The sequence below is a fragment of the Brevibacterium sanguinis genome (genome assembly GCF_039528855.1).
In the GTDB taxonomy this organism is placed as follows: Bacteria; Actinomycetota; Actinomycetes; order Actinomycetales; family Brevibacteriaceae; genus Brevibacterium; species Brevibacterium sanguinis.
In genome coordinates, this window is sequence record NZ_BAAAMB010000015.1 from 1 (window position 1) to 230 (window position 230).

Below are 230 nucleotides of genomic sequence, written 5' to 3' on the forward strand. Positions count from 1 at the left end.
TTGTGCGCGGACAACGCGCTCCACGGGGTGCAAGATTTATCGTCGACCGCCGCGCCTCCGACTACGGCGACCGCCGCGCCTCCGACTACGGCGACCGCCGCGCCGACCACTACTCGGAGCTCGACGTTCACCGCCCTGGACGGGTAGGAGATGACGCTTCGTCGCTCTCTCGCCGTCTCACCACCCCTCCGAGGCGGCGGGGGCGTGAATGCGCGAAGGCCCGGACTCGT